Origin of the sequence: Paenibacillus germinis (assembly GCF_013141785.1) — a bacterium.
GTDB classification, from domain to species: Bacteria; Bacillota; Bacilli; order Paenibacillales; family NBRC-103111; genus Paenibacillus_E; species Paenibacillus_E phytorum.
Window position 1 is genome coordinate 61317 of sequence record NZ_WHOC01000076.1, and the last position, 19267, is coordinate 80583.

The 19267-nt window shown below is 45.4% G+C and carries 16 protein-coding genes and 1 pseudogene; 3 read left to right on the forward strand and 14 right to left on the reverse strand.

Features of this window, described 5'->3' with window-relative positions; translation table 11 throughout:
- The 5 genes from GC102_RS15395 to GC102_RS15415 form a co-directional block, all read right to left on the reverse strand.
- Positions 1 to 954: a carbohydrate kinase family protein gene (locus tag GC102_RS15395; protein WP_171690333.1), complete on the reverse strand. Its 954-nt coding sequence runs from the start codon at positions 952 to 954 to the stop codon at positions 1 to 3.
- Between the two features lie 73 nt (positions 955 to 1027).
- Positions 1028 to 2047, reverse strand: coding sequence for a LacI family DNA-binding transcriptional regulator (locus tag GC102_RS15400; RefSeq protein ID WP_171690334.1), 1020 nt, complete (start codon positions 2045 to 2047; stop codon positions 1028 to 1030).
- 46 nt (positions 2048 to 2093) lie between these two features.
- The gene (locus tag GC102_RS15405; protein WP_171690335.1) at positions 2094 to 2921 is read right to left on the reverse strand and encodes a carbohydrate ABC transporter permease; all 828 of its coding nucleotides are present in this window, start codon (positions 2919 to 2921) and stop codon (positions 2094 to 2096) included.
- 18 nt (positions 2922 to 2939) lie between these two features.
- A complete protein-coding gene (locus tag GC102_RS15410; RefSeq protein WP_051253895.1) occupies positions 2940 to 3824 on the reverse strand; it encodes a carbohydrate ABC transporter permease in 885 nt (294 codons plus the stop codon).
- Between the two features lie 87 nt (positions 3825 to 3911).
- A complete protein-coding gene (locus GC102_RS15415; RefSeq protein WP_171690336.1) occupies positions 3912 to 5219 on the reverse strand; it encodes an ABC transporter substrate-binding protein in 1308 nt (435 codons plus the stop codon).
- A 490-nt stretch (positions 5220 to 5709) separates the two neighbouring features.
- Here GC102_RS15415 and GC102_RS15420 point away from each other — a divergent pair, with 490 nt between their 5' ends.
- Positions 5710 to 6594 (forward strand): AraC family transcriptional regulator, encoded by an 885-nt coding sequence (locus tag GC102_RS15420; RefSeq protein WP_171690337.1) that lies wholly within the window; start codon positions 5710 to 5712, stop codon positions 6592 to 6594.
- A gap of 139 nt (positions 6595 to 6733) precedes the next feature.
- The gene (locus tag GC102_RS15425) at positions 6734 to 8731 is read left to right on the forward strand and encodes a beta-galactosidase trimerization domain-containing protein (protein WP_171690338.1); all 1998 of its coding nucleotides are present in this window, start codon (positions 6734 to 6736) and stop codon (positions 8729 to 8731) included.
- Between the two features lie 340 nt (positions 8732 to 9071).
- Here the strand turns inward: GC102_RS15425 and GC102_RS15430 are convergent, their stop codons facing one another.
- The 3 genes from GC102_RS15430 to GC102_RS15440 form a co-directional block, all read right to left on the reverse strand.
- Complete coding sequence (locus GC102_RS15430) at positions 9072 to 9755, reverse strand: phosphatase PAP2 family protein (RefSeq protein WP_171690339.1); 684 nt, start codon at positions 9753 to 9755, stop codon at positions 9072 to 9074.
- A 27-nt stretch (positions 9756 to 9782) separates the two neighbouring features.
- Positions 9783 to 10457, reverse strand: coding sequence for a TVP38/TMEM64 family protein (locus GC102_RS15435; protein WP_171690340.1), 675 nt, complete (start codon positions 10455 to 10457; stop codon positions 9783 to 9785).
- Positions 10458 to 10612: 155 nt separating this feature from the next.
- Positions 10613 to 11464, reverse strand: coding sequence for a sugar phosphate isomerase/epimerase family protein (locus GC102_RS15440; protein WP_171690341.1), 852 nt, complete (start codon positions 11462 to 11464; stop codon positions 10613 to 10615).
- Positions 11465 to 11607: 143 nt separating this feature from the next.
- Here GC102_RS15440 and GC102_RS15445 point away from each other — a divergent pair, with 143 nt between their 5' ends.
- Positions 11608 to 12459 carry an AraC family transcriptional regulator gene (locus GC102_RS15445; protein WP_171690342.1) on the forward strand — a complete coding sequence of 284 codons (852 nt, stop codon included), beginning with the start codon at positions 11608 to 11610 and terminating at the stop codon, positions 12457 to 12459.
- A 487-nt stretch (positions 12460 to 12946) separates the two neighbouring features.
- On the opposite strand, the gene GC102_RS15450 is transcribed toward GC102_RS15445, so the two are convergent.
- The 6 genes and pseudogenes from GC102_RS15450 to GC102_RS15475 all read right to left on the reverse strand — a co-directional run bounded on the left by GC102_RS15450 (position 12947) and on the right by GC102_RS15475 (position 19263).
- Complete coding sequence (locus tag GC102_RS15450; RefSeq protein ID WP_171690343.1) at positions 12947 to 14062, reverse strand: aminopeptidase; 1116 nt, start codon at positions 14060 to 14062, stop codon at positions 12947 to 12949.
- A 3-nt stretch (positions 14063 to 14065) separates the two neighbouring features.
- Positions 14066 to 14671 (reverse strand): ArsR/SmtB family transcription factor, encoded by a 606-nt coding sequence (locus GC102_RS15455; RefSeq protein WP_171690344.1) that lies wholly within the window; start codon positions 14669 to 14671, stop codon positions 14066 to 14068.
- 279 nt (positions 14672 to 14950) lie between these two features.
- Positions 14951 to 16735: a phosphomethylpyrimidine synthase ThiC gene (gene thiC / locus GC102_RS15460; protein WP_171690345.1), complete on the reverse strand. Its 1785-nt coding sequence runs from the start codon at positions 16733 to 16735 to the stop codon at positions 14951 to 14953.
- 13 nt (positions 16736 to 16748) lie between these two features.
- Entirely contained in the window at positions 16749 to 17393 is a 645-nt protein-coding gene (gene thiE / locus GC102_RS15465; protein ID WP_171690346.1) for a thiamine phosphate synthase, read from the reverse strand.
- A gap of 161 nt (positions 17394 to 17554) precedes the next feature.
- Positions 17555 to 18343, reverse strand: a pseudogene (gene thiD / locus GC102_RS15470) (bifunctional hydroxymethylpyrimidine kinase/phosphomethylpyrimidine kinase); the annotation flags it as partial.
- Positions 18344 to 18495: 152 nt separating this feature from the next.
- Positions 18496 to 19263, reverse strand: a complete 768-nt coding sequence (locus GC102_RS15475; protein WP_171690348.1) for a thiazole synthase — start codon at positions 19261 to 19263, stop codon at positions 18496 to 18498.
- Positions 19264 to 19267: the final 4 nt, after the last annotated feature.

Here is a 19267-nt window from a genome sequence, read left to right on the forward strand (position 1 = left end):
TTACGCCTCCATACGTTCTTTGATGTGATCTCCGAATTGAAGGATAAAGGCCTCAAGCCCATCCTTGTCCGGTGTACCCGTGCTGCCGCCATGAGCTCCGACAGATAGTGCTCCGCAAACATTTCCGTACTGCAAGCATGTTTCCACATTTTGACCCGTCAAATGTCCATAGATATAACCAGCGTTAAAGGAATCCCCTGCGCCAGTTGTATCTACAGTCTCGGCTGGAAATGCCGAGTGGTACGTTATTCGGCCATCCTTCATGGCAACGGCCCCTTTTGGACCGAGTTTAACCACAATATGATTGGAATAGCTCGCCATAAAACGTAAGCTTTCTTCTATATGATCGAAGCCTGTGTAATGAAAAGCTTCCGTTTCGTTCATTAGAAACACATCAAAATAAGCCATTAAATCGAAAACACCTTTAAACCACTCACCGGAATCATCCCAGCCTACATCGCAAGAAAGGGTTAGCCCCATCTCCTTAAGTAGTTTGGCCATCGCTATGAATTCTTCGTGGTTGCGCCTTCCTCTATATCCGGTCACGTGGACATGTTTCCCTTGAGCGATTTGTAACAAGTCCAAATCCTTTATTTGAAGCTCCATATTGGATCCCCCATAAGTGATAAAAGAGCGATCCGTTTCGGGATTAATCGCGATCGTGATACCGGTGTTACTTGTTTTACTCGTCTTAATCAAGCTGGTATCGATTCCATATTGGGCAAACTCCTCTCGAACATAATGGCCATAGCCATCATCTCCCAGAACACCGTTAAAAGCCACATGAAGCCCGAGCTTAGCGAGTGAAATCGCGAACAAAGCCGCTCCCCCGCCAACATGCATCGTCATATTATTAACGAAAATCTCCTGCCCTGGCTGTGGAATTTGATTAAGTCCTGCCACAACGAGATCTATATTGGCGTCACCGATGACCACCGCATCAAATTTTTTCAATATACTCTCCCTCTCTCAATCCAGATAAATAATCTATGCTTTTACGCTTCTCTATATCTATGTTTTTCTATGCTTATTTGTCTTCGCGATAAGGCCCACAGCTGTTACGGACAACAAGCTTGTGTTTCAAAATGATATCTTCCTTCGGCGTTTCCGCATCCCCTGAAATCAAATCAAGCAGTGTTTCCACCGTAACTTTCCCCATATCCTGAATAGGCTGCTCCATCGAGGATAACTGTGGACGAACCAACTCCGTCAACTGGCTTCCATCGAATCCAATGATCGAAATGTCGTCCGGTACTTTCAACTGATGGTCATGAACGCAATTCATTGCCCCTACAGCCATATCGTCACTCACTGCAAATATAGCAGTTGGATGGGTACCGCAAGCCAGAATCTCTTTCATGAGATTGTATCCGCTTTGTATTTTATAATCGCCGAACCGAATGTATTCATCTACGATTGGGATGTTGCGCTCGGATAGAGCACCGCGGTAACCTATGTAGCGATTTTGGCCGGAGGTCACATCCCTCATATCTCCGCCAATAAACCCAATTCGTTGATGTCCAAGCTCTATCAAATAATGGGTTGCATCGAAGGCTGCCGCGTAATCATCAATGATCACAGAAAGGAACGTTTGATCCGATGGTCTTACACTTGAGAAAATAATCGGGATATCCAGCTTATTCAAAAATGCCCGGATTTCATCATTCAGTTTTTCATGCATAATGATAATGCCGTCTACACGCATTTCATTAAATACATTTAAATATTTGAACTCTTTATCGGTATCCTCAATGATGTTACACACCAGAAGATTGTAATCATTAAGACTCGCTGTTTCTTCAATACTGCTTAGAATGGTGGAGTAAAAGCTTGACGTAAGGTCTGGGACAATGACACCGATAAGGTTCGTCTTTTTCCGCACCAGACTCCTTGCGATATGACTAGGCGCGTAGCCGAGCTCGTCAATAGCTCTTTTCACCCTAGCTTTTAGATCGTCCTTTACATACTTCTCTCCATTAAGCACCCGCGAAACCGTAGTCACGGAAACGCCCGCTTGTTTGGCGACATCCTTAATCTTCGGAGCCAACCTTGTCACCCTACCTTCTGAAAACTAGTTCTCTTCAACTTCTATCTTAGCTTTTAACTGCACCCTCTGTGATCCCAGCTATGAATTGTCTGCTCACAATGAGGAAGAAGACAATCAATGGAAGGGTAGCCATAAGTGCTCCAGTCATGACCATGGAATAGTCTGCTGTATGAGCCGATTTTAATTGCTGTAAAGCCAACATTAATGTGAATTTGGATGTGTCTGTCAATACGATCAAAGGCCACAAATAATCTTCCCATACGCCCATAAACGTCGTGATAGCGAGAAAGGCAAGCGCAGGTCTTAAAATCGGTAAAGCAACATGCCAATAAAGTCCAAATTTATTACAGCCATCGATTCTCGCAGCCTCGAGCAAATCATCATGAATCGCTAGCGCATATTGCCTGATCCAAAAAATTCCGAATGCACTTGCCATGCCCGGGATAATCAAGGCCTTATAACTTCCCAGCCAACCGAACTCCTTAATAATGATGAATTGCGGAACGAGCAGCATTTGCGCAGGGATCATCATCGTAGCCATCATAGCAAAAAAGAGAAATTTAGAACCTGGAAACTTAAACTTGGCAAATGCAAATCCAGTCAATGAATTGAAAAACAACTGAAGCGCGCAGCTAATCAATGCAATGAAAACCGTGTTGAAGAATGAACGAATAAAATTGCTTTTCTCCAATACATGATGAAAGTTATTCATAAAATTAGTTCCGAACGTTAACTTCGGAGGAAAAGCAAACATCGCGCTTGTCTCATTCGTGGACATGACGATAAGCCAGTAAAACGGGAATATGGAGATCGCGACTCCGATCATCAATAAAGTATTTACGATTATCTTTTTGGTCAACACTTCAACAGTCATCTTGTATTCTCCTTTTTATCAATCATCCGATCTGTTGAAAAATTTCCAATTGAGGACGGATAATAAGCCGATGATGATGAATAACACCCATGATACCGCAGCTGCATAACCATAATTCTGATAATTAAAACCTTCCCGGAACATATAGAGAACGATCGTATCGGTGCCCGGGTATGGCGGTTGATTTCCAGCTAATACTTGAGGTTCCGTGAAAATTTGAAACCCGCCGATTGTCGACATCATCACAGAGAACAAGATGATAGGTCTGAGCATTGGTATCGTAATTTTAGTGAAAGTTTGAAATAATGTAGCGCCGTCCAACTCAGCTGCTTCATATAGATCTTTTGGAATCCTTTGCAAGCCCGATAAATAGATGACGGCGTTATACCCCATATATCTCCAAGAAATCATGGCTGCAATAACAACTCTTGCTCCAAATTCAGAATTTAACCATGCTATCTTATGAAGGCCGATTTTTTCCATCAAATAGTTAATTAGCCCGTACTCGTTGCCGAACAAGGACTGAAAGATAATGACGACAGCCACCATAGCTGTTACATTCGGTAGAAAATAGGCAATTCTGTAAAAACCCTTGAATCTTACAATGGATAAATTAATGATATAGGCGACAACCAATGCACACAGAAGCTGCGGGGCGTTCCCTAATATCCAAAGTGCGATGTTGTTGACTAACACCTTCCAAAAAGTCGGATCATGGAGCATATAATCAAAATTCTTGAATCCAACATATTTCATTTCTCCAATTCCATCCCATTTATGTACGGCTAAGTACATCGAGAACAAAATGGGAAATACAGAAAAGATCAGGAACAAAATATAAAATGGAGAAATAAATAGATACAGTGTTCTGCTCTTATAAATTTCTTTAAAAAGACCTCCCATGCTATTCCTCCGCTAATTGGACGAGGCGAGGAAGCCTCCTTCCTCACCTACATCCATTATTTCATTCATTTACTTGCCAGATCCGACTTAGCGTGAAAGCTGCCTTTTAATTTTTTCCTGCGCATCTTTCCAAGCCTTTTCTGGGTCTTTCTTCTGCGTATCAATTAAACCAATTTCATCGGTCAAAGAAGTACCGACCATATCATCTCTTGAATCAACAAGTGCGATTTTTACATCTTTTGCCGCGTCAGCGAATATCGGACTCAGATCTTGGTTTCCGAAGAACTCATTTTTATTTACCATTTCGGGTTTCGTGTAAACTTCCGGTGTAGACGGATAGTTACCGAATTCCTTATATCCAGCAACCAGATTGTCGGGGCTAGTTAGGAATTTAATAACTTCATAAGCTTCTTTCGGATTTTTCGTCGATTTCAACAATCCGAAGAAGGATCCTCCCTGATTACCCACACCACCAGGCGGGTAGGCAATTTGCCATTTCCCTTTCGTGTCAGGAGCTGCGCCAATCAAATCACCAACAGCCCAAGAAGCCCCGATGAAAGAAGATACTTTGCTGTTATTCGTTGCCGCATTTTTCTCAGCATCACTAACATTTGGGTACGTTAAGCCTGATTGGTAGGCTTTAACAGCCATATCCCAAGCACCTTTGATATGCGCCTGATCACCAATATATTTCCCATCTTCCGTAAAATAACCTTGGCTATTCTGGCCTATGATGTTTCTGAAAACATCCACAATGGATAATAATTGCGATCCTGTTGCGTCTTTCACTTTCTGCTGAAGATTGAAATAATCCCCCCAAGTCTTCACTTGGCTCTTAATGGCTTCCGGCGTGCTCGGCACTCCCGCTTTCTCAAACAAATCTTTGCGGTAGTACATAACAACAGGAGCGACGTCGATCGGCAAACCGATCAAATATTTATTGTCTGCTGACGCGGCCATTTTCCATTTCCAATCCAAATATTGGGGTTGAATGTCCTTAGCGCCTTGATCGTATAAATTCACAAATTTTTCTTTGTAAGGGAGCATGGAAGAAATCCAGCTATCCATCGCTACGATGTCCGGCCCGCTTCCTCCGCCTGAAATTGTTGTTTTTAATTTGGTAGCGTAATCACTTCCTGACGGAAGTTTCTGTGCTTGCAAATCAATATTCGGGAATTTTTTCTTAGCTGCTTCAATGGTTGAATCGGATATCGCACCGTTCCAATACCACATCGTTAACGAAACCTTTTGATTAGAAGCGCTTTCATTTTGATTAGGGCTGGTCGTAGTTGGTTTTTGCGTCGAAGTACTCGTATTAGTCTGGTCACCACAAGCAGAAACGACAAGAATCAAACTAAGAGCTAGTGGCACACTGTACAATGCTTTAAATTTCATAGTCTTGTTCCTCCGATTTAAGCGAAATTTGATAATAATATCAGACATTTGTAATTCCAAGGCTCATTTCAGCTTTCCCCAACCGCATACGACGCCCACTTGATTTCACGTTATTCATGGCGCTTGCACCACCATATATGCATTCATTAGCATAAACATTTCGTGTAAGAATTATTTCTGGTATCGATACCAGAAATGGTAGGCAAAACGTTCGCAGGGGCTAACCACCTTCCTGTGTAAGATTACAACAATCTGGTATCGATACCAGAATCAGCGCTAAATATCCAAATCATTTGTTGCTGAATAAATAATGCGTTTTCTGGTATCGATACCAGAAGGTTTACTGTGCTTCTGGTTCATAGTATAAATCGATTATCTTCTTTTGACAATGGCATAAATTTACAAGGGTTTAAAATTTTCAACCTACGCATCTCATTCATAAAGTATTGTATTATACAAATATTAAGGTGATCGAGGTGACACGAAATATATGAAGCTAGAAGTGAAAACGATACAACTTTCCGACATTGTTCCGCAAATATATCGAGCTGATTATTTTCCGTTTCGTCCAAATGAGCGAATTGGTCCGCGTAAATCGTTCGTACATTCCTTTGTATACATCTATGAAGGCAAGGGTTTAATAACTATTGGAACAACCGTTTATTCCTGTACCAGAGAAGAGTTATTTTACATTCCGCCAGGCCTGCCTCACTCTTTTCATGCGGATCACCAGCATCCGATGGTCCATGCTTCGATTTACTTTGATTGGATCAACACGATACCTCGAGTAGGAGATATGTCTTTATTTCATTTCGGAGATCAGATCTATGAGCCTTCCGAGTGCTCACCTAACGTCGTATTTCAGGATATGCCTACGATTCCTACCAAAGTGCACGCCCCCAAGCAGATGAGATGGATGGAATTGTACCTTCACGTAATCGAAAATATCGAGCAGACACAGGAAGATGCTAAACTTTTCAGAAGGGCTGCCTTTGAGCAATTTGCTTCAGAATTGGCGAACCTATGGCGAAACCCTACCCTTAAAAGTGACAGAAGAATGCAAGCGATTATGAAGCAAATGAAGGAATTTCCTCAACATAATATTTCTATAGAAAAATGGGCATCGCAACTAGGGATTAGCACTTCATACTTGCATAAGTTATTTATCCAGGAAATAGGCATGAGCCCTCATTCTTATGCGATTAAATGCAAGCTGGAGAGAGCCAAGAAGATTCTACGAGAGACCAATCTGTCTATCACTGATATCACGGAAGACCTTGGTTTCGGTTCCATACATTACTTCTCAAGATTATTTACGCAAAATTTCGGCGAGTCACCCTCAGCTTATCGCAAACGTCTAAGGGAGGGATATTAAAAGAATAGGATAGTTTTGTACAAATTTAATACATTCCTTCAAAGACAGCTTATAACGCTTTTGTTATTCTAAATTTGGGTTTCCATCCAAATTGATGGTTCACACGGAATAACAATACACTTAGAAAGAATGTGAATCTATGAAATCATTTAAATCTATTCGTTACCGCCAAGTCCATCTGGACTTTCATACGTCCGAGCACATTACCGGCGTTGGTAGAAATTTCGATGAAGAACAATTCATCTCTTGTTTACAAAGTGCTCAAGTAGATACCATCAACGTCTTCGCCATGTGCCATCATGGTTGGAGTTATTTTGACACGAAAGTCGGTAAGCCTCATCCTCATTTGGAAACGAATTTGTTGCCACGTATGTTAGATGCTTGCAGCAAAAATGACATCGAAGCTCCGATTTATATTACGGTCGGATTTAACGAGCTCTCTGCCCGCGAGCACCCTGATTGGGTGGCGATCGCCCCCGAAGGTGATGACCCCTACGGTCCACCGAAATCTGATCCAGAGGACCCCCGGTCGACTGGATTTGACGGTTGGCATATGCTGTGTCTGAATACACCGTATCTACAGTATCTTCTGGACTATACGAAGGAAGTCATGGAGAGATTCCAGCCAGTTGGAATCTTTTACGATATCGTCGGAGAATATCCTTGCGTATGTTCTTACTGCCGCGATAGTCTGAAAGAAATGGGTCTTGATGAAAACAACCCGGATCATCGCAAGCAATTAGCCAAAAAAGTGTACTTGAATTACTTGCAGCAAACATCCGAATTGATCTGGTCCCTTAACCCGGAAACCAGACTGTATCATAACTGCTGCACGGAAAAAATGGGTGAAAAACAATACTACCCTTACTATTCGCATTACGACATCGAGTCGCTGCCGACAGGCGGTTGGGGTTATGATTACTTCACCAGCATGGTTCGGTACATTCGCAAACAAGACTTTCAGTATCTAGGAATGACAGGAAAATTCCACAAATCATGGGGAGAATTCGGCGGATTCAAGAATCCGACCGCATTGAAGTACGAATGCCAGCAAATGTTAGCCTTCGGAGCGAGAATTTGTATTGGGGATCAGCTTCACCCAGATGGACAAATGGACGAAGAAACCTATCGGATTATTGGGGAAGCTTTCGATGGGATTGCTGCCAAAGAACCATGGTGTAAGGATACGACCAGCGTAGCCGAAATTGCCATCCTTTCAGCCAATGCACTAATGGATGCCGATGATAGCCGAACAAGCGATATGGGTGCTTATATGATGCTTGAAGAGGGCCACTATTTGTTCGATATCATCGATGACTCGATGGACTTCTCTGCCTATCGAATTATCGTTCTGCCCGATTGTATTCGAGTATCTGATGCCTTACAGCGCAAACTTGAAGATTATATAGCTAGCGGCGGAAATGTGATCATGAGCGCTGAAAGCGGACTTAGGGTTGACCGCCCAGAATTCGCCCTGGATCTAGGCGTAGAGTTCAATGGGAAATCCGAGTGGGATGTGGATTATACCCTAGTCACTGATCAACTAACCGGTTCGCTTGTGAGATCCCCTTTTCTCAATTATGAATCGGGTTATCAAGTTCAGGTGAATAGAGCTGAAGTGTTGGCCCAAACCTACAGGCCTTATTTCAACCGGAGGCATGGGCATTTCTGTTCGCATCTTCATGCTCCGGCCAAAGAAGAAGCAGATTATCCGGCTGTTGTTAAACACGGCAATATCATCTACATCGCTCAACCCCTATTTAGGTTGTATCGGAAGCACGGCGTGCAGTTGTATAGGGACTTATTCCTTGCGTGTGTCAAACAGTTTATCTCAGCTCCAACGGTGAAAACCGATCTGCCTTCTGCAGGGAAAGTAAACTTGACCCGTCAATCCAATGGGACTGATTACGTGCTGCATTTGCTCTATGCCGTCCCTATCTTGCGCGGAGATACCCAAGTCATCGAAGATGTGCTGACTTTAAAGGATATCTCCGTACAGATCAAATTGGATGAGACGGTTAAACAAGTCATGCTGCTGCCTGAGATGACGATGATTCCTCATAGGACGGACGAAGAAGGTTATACTTCGGTTTCTGTCAGTCTTACAGGTCACCAAATGGTTCTTTTTGAAACCTAAACATTTCCTTGCTTTCCGTGGAAAGTTGTATTTTGTACAAATTTATGCAAGCTAATCCGCGTTTTCCAAGCGAATGTTGCAAAAAATACAACAATTTCAGCCAAAAGTAGCTCTATTGCCTCCAAAAAGGCTAAATTGTTGTACCACATACAACATACTTAGCATTCCGAGAAGAAATCAAGAAAATTGTTGTACGCTGTACAACAACTTGCCCTTCTAATTCTCCATCTAGCTAACTTTCCTAGGTTATCGCCTTACCCGCTAGTCCAAAAAAGCCGTCAGGATATCCTGACGGCCCTTCCTATTTTACCTAACTAGACTTAATACTAATGTAATAAACTCAGCCCCGCAGCTGTTCCGTTCTATGTATGCTTCGTATCTTTCTCGTCCTTATACGATGAATCGCCATAATACATCCAATGAGTCCAGCGCCGCCAGCGGCAAACCCTGCCAGTACATCACTTGGATAATGAACACCAAGATAAATGCGGCTTAACCCGATACATACAACCACAACGATAGTAACAACCGGAATTAGCCAGGCTGCTTTCCAAATTCTACGCACATTGACCCACAATAAGTAGCCGATCAGTCCATAGAATAAGCTAGACACCATCGCATGTCCACTAGGAAAGCTGAAGCCATTTTCTTCTATTAACCACATTCCAACAGGGCGCTCACGCTGAAATAGAGCTTTAAGCAGTTGATTCAATCCCCATGCTGTCAATACACCAACAAGCAGAACAAACGTCTCCCATTTGTGCTTAAATTTGATCAGTAGGATCAGGGCTACAACAACGAATACAATGAATTCTGTTATCGCTTTTCCCATTATCGTAAAAAATAAAGCAACCGGCGTTACATCATCACTCCTAAGTGAACGTACGGCAGTTCCAATAACCTCGTCAAATTCCTTTAACCAGCTGGATGACAAGCTTTGAGACAATAGAACGAACCCGATTAACAATACGCACGCTGCCCCAAATCCCCAGAATAAATCTTTGTACAACGATTTCCCCTGCATAACTTAAGTTCTCCCCCTACTAAACTTCTATGTACGATTTTCCCGATCACGAGTCCTTAATGCTTGTGTCTTTTTCAGGAGCAGCGGTATTAACGCAAAAACGATGTACATTCCCACTGCGGCATAAAACTTACCCGATCCAATGTCTTGCAGTGATGCGCCAAAAACGTTATAAACAACGGCACCCGGAATTATACCAATCAGCGTTCCCCACGTATAGTCCCAGAAGCGAATTTTGGACAGTCCTGCCCCATAACTCACGCCATCGAAAGGAAAGAAAGGCATTAGCCGCATATACAGGACGACCATAAAGCCTTTTTCTTCGGCCTTTTGATCGAACGATTGAAGCTTCTTATTTCGCAAAATCCGCTGAAAGCTGTTGCGGCCCCATTTGCGCGTAATATAGAAAGAGAGCATCGCCCCGGCGCCAGCCCCAATAATATCATAGATAGTCCCCCAGAAAGCGCCAAACACATAGCCCCCATATAGGGTCAACGGTGTCGCAGGAAATAAGACTAATGGACGAAGCGTGTAAACAATAATATATAGCAGCCCACCAAGTGGACCTAAGTCACGCAGCCATTCGGTCATCCAATCCATATCCAAACGCTCCCATACACCGGTCCATTTCAAGACGAGCAGACCAGCGACAGCGATTATAAACCATAACAATAGTAACCAGAGCGATTTCGAGCGCGCCATGGCTCCCCTCCTTTATGCAATGCCCCAGTATTCTTGAGTTCCATCTTACACAAAGCGAGGGCTACTTATCAACCATGTGCATGCAAGCAAGGATAAACGAACTGAAAAAAGCCCCACCCGCTGAAGACGAGTGAGACTCCTAAGACCATACAAATTTATGCCAGCCATTGCTTCACTTTCGAAGCAAAATTGTTCAGCATCTCCTGCGAGCCATATTGACCGCTGAAATCTTCAATGCCGAGGTAACCATCGTAGCCGACTGCTTTTAGGTCGTTCAGCAATTGCTTCCAATTGACGACTCCTTCGCTCAGTGGTGACCACTCGCTTTTCCAGAGTTTGATGCCATCTTGCTCTTCGCCGGTTGGCAACCATCTTGCATTTTTAACATGAACATGCGCTAGATAAGGTCCGAGCAGCTCAAGACCCATGCGGAAATTCTCATATCCTTCATGCACCATGTTGCCTGCATCATGCAGAACCCCAATGTAATCCGGATTGAAGTTGGAAACCAGTCGATGTGCCAATCCAGCACTTGGTGTGATCGTATTATGGTGGATTTCAGCTAATGCTTTAATGCCATACTGCTGAGCAAATTCCTGCACATGCTGCAAATAGTCCACAGCCGTTGCATACAAGTCATTATAATTTTTGCTTCTGTCATAGCCAGGAACACCAACACGAATGAAGGAAGCTCCAATTTTCTGAGCAGCTTTGAAAACATGCTCGGTCTCTGCAACATTGCAAGCGTTTAAGTAAGGGGTAACACTCAAGTTCACCAAGTTATTGTTAACAGCAGCAAGCCGGAAGCGTTCCAATTCTTCATCCGAACCATTCGGATCAATGGAACAAAGATTATTTCGCCAGAAAGATGGCTTCTCATTTACCGCGTCTGCAGGAACATCTTTAAAACGCCATTCAATGCCTTCAATCCCGGCAGCAATAGCCGCCTTTGCTAGTTCTTCTGGAGTCAGGTCAGGTGTTGCTACAGTAAACACGGATAATTTCATATACGAGCCTCCTTATATTTTAACAAGAGCAGGTTGATTGTTTAACTATTCTTTATTTTGCAGTATAATAAAAACGTATTCATTGCATTAATTGGGCAAAAGTTTGCTAATATTGACTCCAGCTTAATAGAGGAGAGCCTCACATGCAGGAACTTTACCAGAATCTACATCGCATGATCGATTTTAGACATGCCGTGACCCATGATCCGATTCCATTGGATTTCCACCAGCATCAGGACAAATATGAAATTTATTTTTTCCTTACTGGAGACGTTCATTACTTCATCGAAAAACAGGTTTACCCCCTGCAGTATGGGGATCTGCTGATCATGCACAGTAATGAATTGCATCGACCTAATTTCCAATCCAAAAAACAGCGATATGAGAACGTCGTGATCCATTTCAATCCTACGCTGGTGGAGAAGTTTAGTTCTCCACAGTTTAACTTGCTCGACTGCTTCAATAACCGTATATTTGGTGAGCAAAACCGGATGCGGCTGACTCCTCAGCAGATTGATGACATCATGAAGCTCTATGAGCGTATGGAAACGCATAAAAGGCCTCAAGCGCTCCCAGGATCGGAAATCCTGTTTGTTTCAGCCTTTATCGAGCTGCTCGTGTTTATCAATCGAATTTTTCAAAATCAAGGCAAACAAGAGGAACAGATCATGATTCCCGACAAGCTCTCCTCTCTATTCACCTACATTGACGAAAATTTAGATCAAGATCTGTCGCTCGAGGTACTGGAACACGTCGTGTTCATGAATCGTTCCTACCTATGCAGACTGTTCAAAAAACACACTGGCAGCACCATCCATGAGCATATTTTGTTCAAGCGCATCGCCAAAGCGAAACAGCTGCTGCGCGAGGGCTCTACAGTCACAGATACGTGCCAGCTAGCAGGCTTCAACGACTACTCCAACTTTATCCGAACGTTTAAGAAGGCAGTCGGCCTTCCACCTCGGCAGTATCAGGCCCAGCAGCGGCGGGTTTGATTGGTCACCAAGCAGAAAAAGGTCGCCCAAGTCTTTTTGACTTTGGACAACCTTTTTTTTGTTGGCACTATGGAGGGGTAATCAGAACAGGAGGGAATTCGGTATTAGGAGAGCACTAAAGCTAAGTAACTGCATAAAGTGCATCAATTTCTTGAGGAATCACTCTATTCGTGTTGACTTGCTGCAGAAAGTGCATCTATTTTCCCGATTTCGAGCAAATGACAGCCTAAACGCCGAATTTTGCTGCACTTTTTGCAGTAAAACATGCTTACAAAGGCTTTAGAGCAAAATTTGCTGCACATAATACATCTAACTGACTCGAGGAGATACCTCGTAAATTAGCAGCCATTGTGCGGGGCATCTTAACACTTGAAAACCAGCTACCCATTACCAAGCAGTCACAGAACCCTCGAAACCAACTAACCATCACCACACTAGCTCAAAACCTCGCAAGCCAGCTACCTGATAACCGAACACCTCGTCGGCTCTACTTCAAGTTTTCCGGATTCAGCTGTAAAAGCTCAGGCAGTACGAAAATACCGTCCTTACGGATCAGCACATCGTCAAACCAAATTTCGCCGCCGCCGTATTCTGGACGTTGGATATTCACGATATCCCAGTGCAAGGAGGATTTGTTGCCGTTATAAGCATCATCGTAGCAATTTCCAGGTGTGAAGTGGAAGCTGCCGTCAATTTTCTCATCGAAAAGCGTATCTTTCATCGGCTCTTTAATATAAGGATTCACACCAATCGCGAATTCCCCTATATAACGCGCACCTTCATCCATATCGAAAATTTCATTTATTCGATCTGTATCGTTAGCTGTCGCTTTTATGATTTTACCATTTTCGAATTCAAGTACGATATTCTCGAAAATGAAACCATCATGAGGCGTTGGTGTATTGTAGGAAATGATACCATTCACTGACTCACGAACCGGAGCGGAGTAAACCTCGCCATCCGGGATGTTGAGCTCCCCATCGCATTTAACGCCGCCGATTCCTTTAATCGAGAACGTCAAATCCGTGCCTGGACCAACGAGGCGCACTTTATCTGTGCGATCCATTAGGTCTTTCAAAGCATCCATTGCTTTGGACATTTTGCCATAATCCATCGTACATACGTTGAAGTAGAACTCCTCGAACTCATCCGTACTCATGCTGGCAAGCTGCGCCATGGAAGACGTAGGGTAACGCAGAACGACCCATCTCGTATCTTTAATGCGGACATCGAAATGAACTTGTTGATAATAAATCGAATTGTACAGCTTCATCCGATCTGCCGGAATATCCGACAGTTCATAAATATTGGCTCCGCCGCGTACACCTATATAGCCTTGCATTTGTTTCATTTGGAAAGCATCGGCATCTGCCCATGTTTGCATTTGAGCTTCCGTACCGTTCATGATGAGCTGACGCATAATCACATGATCTCTTACATTGACGAAAGGATGCGCACCAGCTGCGTGAACCTTTTTCACGATCTCTTTCACAAGAGCTGAATCAATGCCATACGCTTCTATCAAAATATTTTCGCCCGGCTGCGCTTTCACCGAATAATTCACAAGCACATCTGCGAGCTTCGTTAGTCTTGGATCTAGCATACTTTATCTCTCCTCTTCTTCTACAACAGGGTCAAAAGACGGCTCATTCGTTTGAAAGCCGACCGTAGTCAAATAAAACCACTCCCCATTTTCTTCCTGTGACGCATCGAGCTCAAAGATAAGAGCACGAAACTTTCTCAGCCATTCTGCATATTTCTCTTTGCTCATTTTGACTTCGACCTGGGTCATGATAATCGGCCATTGGGTACGATCAGAAGAAGGAATTTGAAACGCCTCTTCAGGGGCATTGATCGCTCTGCGTCTAGCACGCCCAAGTACGCTAAGCGTCCTCTCGCGATAGTAATTCTCTACCTCTGAAACGTAAGGCAGCAGTTTTTCACTAGGAACGAAGCCGCGGGCAATTGCACGATAAAACTTTTGCAAAATACCATTCTTAAGTTCCGTACGAACGACCGAAATTAAACCATGCTTCTCAAGTTCATTCAAATGATAATGCACTTTTGCACGTGCCATTCCCAGCGTTTTAGCTATTTGCTGACCGGTGTAAGCTTTCTCTATTAAATAAAGTAACACCTTAGCGCGTAGTGGATCGCTTATCGTTTTTAATTGCTCAAGTTCTTCAATAATATAAACTGGTTGCAGCTTCATCTGGACTCGACCTCCCTCTATTGTACCAATCTAGCCCTTAAACATGCGCTCATGGTCAACTCTTAATCTCTTAATGAGATTAATTAAACGACGGTCAAATCTTTTTAACCGTATCATAATGCGAAAAGGATTTCATGTCAATTGCAGTCTCAGCAAGCATGAATGTCCTCTTTTCTGACCATTTCAACGCTTTAACGAATTAACGAAGTTAAGCTTTTCTCTATGGTAGCAAAAAGGGACGTTTCTGTCACCCATTAATGGTGGAAACGTCCCTCTATTTTATTGATATATTTGACTTCCTGCTTCACGGAATTCTTTGGACTTCTCTTCCATGCCACTGTTCCGCGCGGACTCTTCATCAAGCCCTTGTGCGTGTGCGTACTGCCTTATATCCTGCGTAATGCGCATGCTGCAAAACTTCGGTCCACACATGGAGCAGAAGTGCGCTGTCTTCGCGCCTTCGGCCGGCAGCGTCTCGTCGTGGTACTCGATGGCGCGTTCCGGATCGAGCGAGAGATTGAACTGATCGCGCCAGCGGAATTCGAAGCGCGCCTTCGACAGCGCGTTGTCGCGGATTTGCGCTCCCGGATGGCCCTTAGCCAGATCGGCGGCGTGCGCAGCGATCTTGTACGTGATAACCCCAACGCGTACGTCTTCCTTATTCGGAAGGCCGAGATGCTCCTTCGGCGTCACATAGCAAAGCATCGCGGTGCCGAACCAGCCGATCATCGCTGCCCCAATGGCCGAGGTGATATGGTCGTAGCCTGGCGCAATGTCGGTCGTCAGCGGTCCAAGCGTGTAGAATGGCGCTTCTTGGCAAACTTCCAGCTGACGGTCCATATTTTCTTTGACCAGGTGCATCGGCACGTGGCCTGGTCCTTCGACCATCACTTGGACGTCGTGCTTCCAAGCGATTTGCGTCAGCTCACCTAGTGTTTCCAATTCGGCGAATTGGGCTTCATCGTTCGCATCCGCGATCGATCCAGGGCGGAGTCCATCACCAAGCGAGAAGGCGACGTCGTAAGCTTTCATTATTTCGCAAATATCTTCGAAATGCGTATAGAGAAAGTTCTCTTGGTGATGAGCTAGGCACCATGCAGCCATGATGGATCCACCGCGGGAGACGATACCAGTTACGCGCTGAGCTGTCATAGGGATGTAACGCAGCAGTACGCCTGCATGGATAGTGAAGTAGCTAACGCCCTGTTCTGCTTGCTCAATCAGCGTATCACGGTACACTTCCCAAGTGAGGTCCTCTGCTTTGCCGTTCACTTTTTCGAGTGCTTGATACAGCGGCACTGTTCCAACAGGAACCGGGGAGTTACGAATGATCCATTCGCGTGTTGTATGTATGTTTTTCCCTGTCGATAAATCCATAATCGTGTCGGCGCCCCACCGGGTAGCCCACGTCATTTTTTCTACTTCTTCTTCAATGGAAGAAGCGACGGCGGAATTTCCAATATTGGCATTAATTTTCACAAGGAAGTTGCGTCCGATGATCATCGGCTCGCTTTCGGGATGATTAATATTGGAAGGAATGATGGCACGACCTATAGCGACCTCTTTACGAACGAATTCAGCATCGAGATTCTCTCGAATCGCAATGTACTCCATTTCCGGTGTCACGATGCCTTGGCGTGCATAATGCATCTGTGTCACGTTGCAGCCTTTTTTAGCTCGGAGCGGCCTGCGGTGTAAGCCAGGGAATATTTCAGCGGCACCTCTTGCATCAGGAGATGCAAGCCCATTATCTTCTGGCTTCACTTCACGTCCAACGTAAGATTCAACGTCACCACGTTCTTCGATCCATGATAAGCGATTAGCGGGAAGACCCTGACGGATATCCGTTTTCAGTTCTGTATCGGTATAAACACCACTTGTGTCATAAACCTGCACAGGCTCATTAGCTACTTCCTCTCCTTGTATATTCGTGGAGGTTCCCAAAGAAATTTCCCTCATTGGCACTTGAATATCGGGTCTTGAGCCTTGTACATACACCTTTTTACTTCCTGGAAATGTTGAAATTTGGACGTCTTTCACAGAACTACTATTAGTCGTTGTCATACGAATTCCTCCTCTATTTGATGTTTCTAAGCAGCTCAGCTGCTGCTTCACGTGGTGAGTGCGCGCTTGCAATCGCGCTGACTACGGCTACGCCATCCGCCCCTGCGCGGATGACGTGGCATGCGTTCGTGGCATCGATGCCTCCGATGCCAACGAGCGGCAGCCGGATGCCGCCTGCGCGAATCCGCTGGATGACGGCAGGCCCCTGGACCTCACGCGCATCCAGCTTGGTGCGCGTGGCGTATTGGGGGCCTACGCCAAGATAGTCGGCGCCTTCGGCGAGCGCCGACTGGGCTTCGCCAAGATCGTGGGCCGAGACGCCTACGATCATGTTCTTCAGCCGCTGCCGCACAGCGGCGGCTGAAGCGTCTTCTTGGCCGATGTGAATACCATCGGCCTCAAGCTCTAGAGCGAGCCCTTCATCATCGTTGACGATGAAGGGGATCGCGTGCTGCGCGCACAAGCGGCGCAGCCGCGCGCCCAGCTCGAACTTCGCCGCCCCCTGCAGGGCTCCGGCGCCCTTCTCGCGGAACTGAAACATCGTAATGCCGCCGGCAATCGCGGCCTCCAGCACTGCATATGGGTCAGCCCCGCCACAGTTCGGGCTGCCCATGACCAAATACAAACGCAGCGCTTTGCGCAGCTGCTCGATTTTCATCGTACACCTCGTATGAAAACATCCTCGTTGACGAAAATGTCATCAAAGCTAGCGGCATTAGCTTCAGCGCCCACAGCCTTATCACTCTTTAGCTGTCCGCCAGCTGATGTTCTATCAAGCTCATTCGCCACCGTTCGAGTAATACTTGCTCTTACTCCACGTTGATAAGCCCAATGGTTCGTAGGGCCATGACCGCTGCCTATGTGTAATGGATCCGCAATTGCAGCTTGGATGAATCTTTTTGCCAGTTGGATGGCTTCATTCGTCGTTAAGCCCTGCGCAAGTCCCGAAGTGACCGCAGCAGCAAACGTGCAACCTGTACCGTGCGTATGCTTGGTAACCAAACGTCTGGACGAAAACTCCGTGAAAGTCTTCCCGTCATAGAGCAAATCAGTTGCATGCTCCGTATTTACTTCATGACCGCCTTTAATCATCACGTTCTTGCAGCCGTAAAGATGAATCTGCTTCGCAGCCTGCTGACGCGATTCACTGTCCGTTATTTGCAAGCCGCTGAGCGCTTCAGCTTCAGGTATGTTTGGTGTAACCACATCGGCCAGCGGCAATAAAGAGTGGATCATCGCCTCAACAGCCTCTTGCTGAAGTAAGGAGGCCCCGCCTTTGGCTATCATCACTGGGTCGACCACGACACGCTCCCACTTGTAAGTTTGTATCGCGGCCGCTACGATTCGTATAATGTCACCACTGAATAACATCCCTGTTTTGAGCGCATTGGGAGGTAGATCTTCCCCGATAGAAGCCAACTGCTGCTCGATCGCCTCAGCGCTCATCGGATAAACCCCTTGAACACCCAGCGTGTTCTGCGCAGTCACAGCAGTAATGACCGACATCCCATAAACGCCCAGCTCTTGAAACGTCTTCAGGTCTGCTTGAATCCCCGCACCCCCTCCGCTATCCGAGCCCGCGATCGTTAATGCTTTGTAAACAGACATCTTGCTCCCCCTTTCAGACACACACTCTTGCTTCAACCCGGTAACATTAGCCGAGAAGGCCATTTTCGACCGCTCACCATGGATTATCTGCTATCCCTCACGCGAGACGTCATTTTCGGCTTTCTCCGATTCACACTTCTGCTCTTCCCCAACTAAACGCGACTAAAACCCTCCATCGGACTGCTAGCCGAAGCATAACGCTTCTTCGGAATACGCCCCGCTTCGAATCCGACACGTCCGGCTTCAATCGCCAATTTCATGGCGTAAGCCATTTTGACCGGATCCTTGGCACCCGAGACAGCGGTGTTGAGCAGCACACCATCAGCTCCCATCTCCATAGCAAGCGCCGCGTCCGAAGGAGCGCCAATGCCGGCATCGACGATTACAGGTACGGTCGCTTGCTCAATAATGAAGCTCAGGTTCAGCGGATTGATGATGCCTTGACCTGTTCCGATTGGCGATGCGCCAGGCATAATGGCATGAACACCGAGCGCTTGCAAGCGTTTGGCTAAAAGAACATCATCTGATGTGTATGGCAGCACGATGAAGCCCTCCTCCAGCAGCATTTCCGAGGCTTTCAACGTTTCAACCGGGTCAGGCAGCAGCGTCATCTCGTCTCCAATAACTTCAACTTTGATCATATGGCAAAGTCCGGAAGCCTTCGCTAGTCTCGCGATGCGTACAGCTTCTTCAGCTGTTTTGGCGCCTGCCGTATTCGGCAGTAGGGTGAACTTCGACACATCCAGCATCGACAGGAAATTAGGCTGACTCGCTTCAAAAATATTCATACGACGCACCGCAAACGTCAAAATCTGAGATTCACTAACCTCAACCGCTTGCTTCTGAATATTGAAATCCGGAAATTTCCCCGTGCCTAGCAATAGTCGTGAACGAAACTCGTAAGGACCGATTTTTAACATAAGA

What these genes read in the sequence shown, in the direction of transcription:
- GC102_RS15405 (WP_171690335.1), bottom strand. Translation starts at nt 2,921, where the DNA reads ATGACTGTTGAAGTGTTGACCAAAAAGATAATCGTAAATACTTTATTG.
- GC102_RS15410 (WP_051253895.1), bottom strand. Translation starts at nt 3,824, where the DNA reads ATGGGAGGTCTTTTTAAAGAAATTTATAAGAGCAGAACACTGTATCTA.
- GC102_RS15415 (WP_171690336.1), bottom strand. Translation starts at nt 5,219, where the DNA reads ATGAAATTTAAAGCATTGTACAGTGTGCCACTAGCTCTTAGTTTGATT.
- GC102_RS15420 (WP_171690337.1), top strand. Translation starts at nt 5,710, where the DNA reads ATGAAGCTAGAAGTGAAAACGATACAACTTTCCGACATTGTTCCGCAA.
- GC102_RS15425 (WP_171690338.1), top strand. Translation starts at nt 6,734, where the DNA reads ATGAAATCATTTAAATCTATTCGTTACCGCCAAGTCCATCTGGACTTT.
- GC102_RS15430 (WP_171690339.1), bottom strand. Translation starts at nt 9,755, where the DNA reads ATGCAGGGGAAATCGTTGTACAAAGATTTATTCTGGGGATTTGGGGCA.
- GC102_RS15435 (WP_171690340.1), bottom strand. Translation starts at nt 10,457, where the DNA reads ATGGCGCGCTCGAAATCGCTCTGGTTACTATTGTTATGGTTTATAATC.
- GC102_RS15440 (WP_171690341.1), bottom strand. Translation starts at nt 11,464, where the DNA reads ATGAAATTATCCGTGTTTACTGTAGCAACACCTGACCTGACTCCAGAA.
- GC102_RS15445 (WP_171690342.1), top strand. Translation starts at nt 11,608, where the DNA reads ATGCAGGAACTTTACCAGAATCTACATCGCATGATCGATTTTAGACAT.
- GC102_RS15450 (WP_171690343.1), bottom strand. Translation starts at nt 14,062, where the DNA reads ATGCTAGATCCAAGACTAACGAAGCTCGCAGATGTGCTTGTGAATTAT.
- GC102_RS15455 (WP_171690344.1), bottom strand. Translation starts at nt 14,671, where the DNA reads ATGAAGCTGCAACCAGTTTATATTATTGAAGAACTTGAGCAATTAAAA.
- thiC (WP_171690345.1), bottom strand. Translation starts at nt 16,735, where the DNA reads ATGACAACGACTAATAGTAGTTCTGTGAAAGACGTCCAAATTTCAACA.
- thiE (WP_171690346.1), bottom strand. Translation starts at nt 17,393, where the DNA reads ATGAAAATCGAGCAGCTGCGCAAAGCGCTGCGTTTGTATTTGGTCATG.
- GC102_RS15475 (WP_171690348.1), bottom strand. Translation starts at nt 19,263, where the DNA reads ATGTTAAAAATCGGTCCTTACGAGTTTCGTTCACGACTATTGCTAGGC.